Consider the following 5616-nt stretch of genomic DNA (forward strand, 5'->3'; position numbering starts at 1 on the left):
CGCGCCGAGGTCGACCGCGCCGTAGGACTTCACAGCCGCGCTCATCGCAGGAAGGCGGCCGCGACGCCGGCGTCGACCGGGATGTGCAGACCGGTCGTGTGGGTGAGGTCCCCGCCGGTCAGCGCGAAGACGGCATTGGCGACGTGCTCCGGGAGCACCTCGCGCTTGAGGATGGTCCGCTGGGCGTAGAACTCACCCAGCTTCTCCTCCTCCACCCCGTACACGGCGGCCCGCTTGGCTCCCCACCCGCCGGCGAAGATGCCCGAGCCGCGCACGACACCGTCCGGGTTGATCCCGTTGACCCGGATGCCGTGCTCGCCCAGCTCGGCGGCGAGCAGCCGCACCTGGTGGGCCTGGTCGGCCTTGGTGGCGGAGTAGGCGATGTTGTTGGGACCGGCGAACACGGCGTTCTTCGAGGCGATGTAGACGATGTCGCCGCCCAGCTCCTGGGCGATCATCACCCGGGCCGCTTCCCGCGACACCAGGAAGGAGCCGCGCGCCATGATGTCGTGCTGGAGGTCCCAGTCCTTGGCGGAGGTCTCCAGCAGCGGCTTGGAGATCGAGATGCCCGCGTTGTTGACCACGAGGTCCACTCCGCCGAAGGCCAGCACGGCGGCCCGGAAGGCCTCGGCGATCTGCTCCTCGGAGGTGACGTCCACCGTCACGGCGACGGCCTTGTCGGGTCCGCCCAGCTCCTCGGCGACGGCTTCGGCGTTGTCCGCGTCGAGATCGGCGATGACCACACAGGCGCCCTCGGCCACGAGCCGGTGCGCGATGGCCTTCCCGATGCCGCTGCCGGCACCCGTCACCAGCGCCACCCGGGTCGCCAGCGCCTTGGGCTTCGGCATCCGCTGCAGCTTGGCCTCCTCCAGCGCCCAGTACTCGATCCGGAACTTCTCGGACTCCTCGATCGGCGCGTACGCGGACACGGCCTCGGCCCCGCGCATGACGTTGACGGCGTTCACATAGAACTCGCCGGCGACCCGGGCGGTCTGCTTGTCCTTGCCGAAGGAGAACATGCCCACGCCCGGCACCAGCACGATCGCCGGGTCGGCGCCGCGCATGGCGGGGGAGCCGGGCTCTGCGTGCCGCTCGTAGTAGGCGGCGTACTCCTCGCGGTACTCGGCGTGCAGTTCCTTCAACCGGGCGATCGCCTCGTCGAGCGGCGCGCTCGGCGGCAGGTCCAGCACCAGCGGCCGCACCTTGGTCCGCAGGAAGTGATCCGGGCAGGACGTCCCGAGCCCGGCGAGCCGCGGGTGCTCCGCGCTCGCGAGGAAGTCGAGCACGGCGCCGGAGTCGTTGAAGTGCCCGACCTGGGGCCGGTCCTGCGAGGCGAGGGCCCGCACGTACGGGGCGAGCGCGGCGGCCCGCTCCCGCCGCTCTCCGGCGCGGAGCGCGGCGTACCCCTCGATCACCGGCCCGAAGGGCTCGGCCTTCCCCCGCTCGGCGAGAAACTTCTCGGCGGTCCGGATGATGTGCAGCGAGTTCCGCTCGCACTCCTCGGAGGTGTCACCCCAGGCGGTGATCCCGTGCCCGCCGAGAATGCAGCCGATGGCCTGCGGATTGGCTTCCTTCACGGCGGCGATGTCCAGCCCCAGCTGGAAACCGGGCCGCCGCCACGGCACCCACACCACGCTGTCCCCGAAGCATTCGGCGGTCAGCTTCTCCCCGTCGGCGGCACACGCGAGCGCGATCCCCGAGTCCGGGTGCAGATGATCGACGTGTGCGGCCTCCACCAGCCCGTGCATGGCGGTGTCGATGGACGGAGCGGCCCCGCCCTTCCCGTGCAGGCAGTAGTCGAACGCGGCGACCATCTCGTCCTCGCGCTCGACACCCGGGTACACCTCCACGAGCGCCCGCATCCGGTCCAGCCGCAGCACGGCGAGCCCGGCCTCGGTCAGCGTCCCGAGATCACCGCCGGACCCCTTGACCCACATCAGTTCGACGTCACCGCCGGTGACGGGGTCGGTCTCGGTCCCCTTGGCGGAGGCGTTGCCGCCGGCGTAGTTGGTGTTACGGGGATCGGAGCCAAGCCGGTGCGACCGAGCGAGCAGAGCAGCGGCCTCGGGATGGAGCGCCATGTTCACGAGTTCCTTTCAAGGGACGGCGGATGAATCACTCAGGGGCGCGGGGAACGGTGCGACCAGCCACAGCCGGCCCGCACCCCGCAGACAGCAGATCTCGGCAGACGCCTACGCACCCCACCCCGCCTGCTGCCCACCGACCCGCTCGGCAACAATCCGCTCACCCCACCCGGACCGCCGATACGCGGCCAGCGGCTCGGGATCCAGCCCCATCTCCTCCCGCACCTCACGCAGCAGAGGCCGCACATCCGTGTTGTACGCATCCATCACCACGGCGTTCGCCTCCAGCACATCCCCCGCCCGCTGCGCCGCCCCCAGCGCGTCACCATCGACCAGCAGCGCCTTCGCTGTGGCCTCCTGCACGTTCATCACCGACCGGATGATCGCCGGGATCTTCGCCTCGATGTTGTGACACTGGTCGAGCATGAAGGCGACGTCGGGCGAGAACCCCCCGCCCCGAATCACCTCGTACATGATCCGGAACAGCTGGAACGGATCGGCCGCCCCGACCATGAGGTCGTCATCCGCGTAGAACCGCGAGTTGAAGTCGAACCCCCCGAGCTTCTCCTCGCGCAGCAGCGTCGCCACGATGAACTCGATGTTCGTCCCCGGCGCGTGATGCCCCGTGTCGACGACGACCTGCGCCTTGGGCCCGAGCTTCAGGCAGTGGGCGTAGGCGGTACCCCAGTCCGGCACATCCGTCGTGTAGAACGCCGGCTCGAAGAACTTGTACTCCAGCAGCATCCGCTGCCCGTCCCCGAGCCGCCCGTAGACCTCGGCGAGCCCCTCGGCCAGCCGGTCCTGCCGCCCGCGGATGTCGTCCTGCCCGGGATAGTTCGTCCCGTCGGCGAACCACAGCTTCAGATCCGCCGAGCCCGTCGCGTCCAAGATGTCGACGCACTCCAGCAGATGATCCACGGCCTTCCGCCGCACGGAGGCCTCCGGGTGACAGATGCTCCCGAGCTTGTAGTCGTCGTCCTGGAAGGTGTTGGAGTTGATCGCCCCGAGCTTCACGCCCCGCTGCTCGGCGTGCTTGGCCAGCGCCGCGTAGTCGTCGACCTTGTCCCACGGAATGTGCAGGGCCACGGTCGGGGCGACGCCGGTGAACTCGTGCACCTTCGCCGCGTCGTCCAGCTTCTCGAACGGGGTGCGCGGCACACCCTGCTGCGCGAACACCTTGAACCGCGTGCCCGAGTTCCCGTAGGCCCACGACGGTGTCTCGACGGCCTGTGTCTTGAGAGCGGCCTTCGCCGCGGCGAGCTCGGTCACGTCAGGCTCCTGTGACATCGGGTCGTGTCGACCACTGAATGAAACGATTCAGGACGCGAAGCTATGGGCCCTCCGAAGGGGTGTCAACCCCTCCGGCCGAGACGGATTCCCGTGACTCGTACGTGACCTTCTGTCCTCGAAACTTTTTCGACCGGAACCCATTGACGTGACATGCGCGGCCCGCCTAACGTCCCGGCAATCCAGTTGAAACCTTTCACGACGCCGAGAGGGCCGACCCGCCGGCGTCGTCGAGGAGCCCTCATGACCCACCCGTCCACCACGGGTCCGGCCCCGGTTCTCGCGCTGAGGGACGTCTCCAAGTCCTTCGGCGCGGTCCGTGCACTGCGGGACGTCTCCCTGGAGCTGTTCCCCGGGGAGGTGCACGCACTCGCCGGTGAGAACGGTGCCGGCAAGTCCACCCTCATCAAGACGCTCGCCGGAGTGCACCGCCCGGACGCCGGCCAGGTGCTGCTCGACGGTGCGCCCGTCGCCTTCCACGGACCCGGCGACGCCCGCGACGCCGGTATCGCCGTGATCTACCAGGAGCCCACGCTCTTCCCCGACCTGTCGATCGCCGAGAACATCTACATGGGCCGCCAGCCGCGCCGCGCCCTCGGCCGGATCGACCACAAGGCCACCCGCAACGCGACCGCCGCCCTGATGAAGCGCCTCGGTGTCGAACTCGACCCCGACCGGCCCGCCCGGGGTCTGTCCATCGCCGACCAGCAGATCGTCGAGATCGCCAAGGCGCTCTCCTTCGACGCCCGCGTCCTGATCATGGACGAGCCGACCGCCGCCCTCACCGGCAGCGAGGTCGCCCGTCTCTTCGGCGTCGTCCGCACCCTGCGCGACCAGGGCGCGGCGGTGCTGTTCATCTCCCACCGGCTGGAGGAGATCTTCGAGATCTGCCGGCGGGTCACCACCCTGCGCGACGGCGCCTGGATCGCCAGTGAGCCCCTGGAGGGCATGACCGAGGACGACCTGGTGCGCCGCATGGTCGGCCGCGACCTCGACGAGCTCTACCCCAAGCAGGACGTGAAGCCCGGCGAAGTCGCCCTGAGCGTGCGCCGGCTGACCCGCGAGGGGGTCTTCACCGACGTCTCCTTCGAGGTCCGGCACGGCGAGATCGTCGGCCTGGCCGGGCTCGTCGGCGCCGGGCGCACCGAGGTCGCCCGAGCGGTGTTCGGCATCGACCGCCGGGACGCCGGCGAGGTCTCCGTCCACGGAAAGGCCCTGCTCAACGGTGCGCCCTCCGCCGCCATGGCCGCCGGAGTCGCCCTGGTCCCGGAGGACCGGCGCGCCCAGGGCCTGGTGATGGACATGTCCATCGAGCGGAACATCGGGCTCACCGGGCTGCGCACGACCGTGAAGGGCGGGCTGATGGACCGCGGCGCCGAGCGCAGCCGCTCCCTCGACTGGGCCGTCAGGCTCCAGGTGAAGTACGCCCGGATCGCCGACACGGTCAACACGCTCTCCGGCGGCAACCAGCAGAAGGTCGTGCTCGCCAAGTGGCTGGCCACCGGCCCGAAGGTGCTGATCGTCGACGAGCCGACCCGCGGCATCGACGTCGGCACCAAGGCCGAGGTGCACCGGCTGCTGTCCCAGCTGGCCGCCGACGGCGTGGCCGTCCTGATGATCTCCTCCGACCTGCCCGAGATCCTCGGCATGGCCGACCGCGTGCTGGTGATGCACGAGGGCCGGCTCACCGCCGAGATCCCACGCTCCGACGCCACCGAGGAAACCGTGATGGCCGCAGCCACCGGGAGGGCCGCCGCATGACGGTCGTCACCCCGCAAGAAGCCCCCGTGGCCGACGCACCCAAGTCGAGCGGCACCCGGCTGGTCGACCGCGTCTTCAAGATGCGCGAACTCGCCATCCTGCTCGTCTTCCTGGTGATGATCGGCGTCACCCAGGCGGGCAACAGCGAGTTCCTGTCCGAACAGGGCATCAAGGACCTGCTGCTGAACGCGACGATCCTGGTCCTGGTCGCCACCGGCCAGTCCCTCGTCGTCATCACCCGCAACGTCGACCTGTCCGTCGGATCCACCCTGGGCATCAGCGCGTTCGCCGCCGGAACGTATCTCCAGGGCGGGGGCGACTCCGTCGTGGCGATCGCCCTGGCGGTCCTGCTCGGCATCGGTTTCGGACTGCTCAACGGACTGCTCGTCAGCCTCGGCCAGGTGCCCGCGCTCGTCGTCACCCTCGGCACGCTCTACATCATCCGAGGCATCGACTCCATCTGGGTCGGTTCCCAGCAGATCAC

Annotated in this window: 3 protein-coding genes and 1 pseudogene; 2 read left to right on the forward strand and 2 right to left on the reverse strand. The window is 69.8% G+C overall.

Annotated elements, in window-relative coordinates; all coding sequences use genetic code 11:
* Positions 1–41: 41 nt before the first annotated feature.
* Positions 42–2081: a bifunctional aldolase/short-chain dehydrogenase gene (locus ABZ281_RS35260; protein ID WP_356662149.1), complete on the reverse strand. Its 2040-nt coding sequence runs from the start codon at positions 2079–2081 to the stop codon at positions 42–44.
* A 111-nt stretch (positions 2082–2192) separates the two neighbouring features.
* Positions 2193–3353 (reverse strand): L-rhamnose isomerase, encoded by a 1161-nt coding sequence (rhaI, locus tag ABZ281_RS35265; protein WP_356662150.1) that lies wholly within the window; start codon positions 3351–3353, stop codon positions 2193–2195.
* Positions 3354–3614: 261 nt separating this feature from the next.
* Between rhaI and ABZ281_RS35270 the strand changes: the two genes are divergently transcribed.
* Positions 3615–5132, forward strand: coding sequence for a sugar ABC transporter ATP-binding protein (locus ABZ281_RS35270; protein WP_356662151.1), 1518 nt, complete (start codon positions 3615–3617; stop codon positions 5130–5132).
* Positions 5129–5616, forward strand: a pseudogene (locus tag ABZ281_RS35275) (ABC transporter permease); the annotation flags it as partial. The gene ABZ281_RS35270 and the pseudogene ABZ281_RS35275, both read left to right, overlap by 4 nt.

It is taken from the genome of Streptomyces sp. NPDC006265 (assembly GCF_040613555.1).
Lineage (GTDB): Bacteria > Actinomycetota > Actinomycetes > Streptomycetales > Streptomycetaceae > Streptomyces.

What these genes read in the sequence shown, in the direction of transcription:
- ABZ281_RS35260 (WP_356662149.1), bottom strand. Translation starts at nt 2,081, where the DNA reads ATGGCGCTCCATCCCGAGGCCGCTGCTCTGCTCGCTCGGTCGCACCGG.
- ABZ281_RS35270 (WP_356662151.1), top strand. Translation starts at nt 3,615, where the DNA reads ATGACCCACCCGTCCACCACGGGTCCGGCCCCGGTTCTCGCGCTGAGG.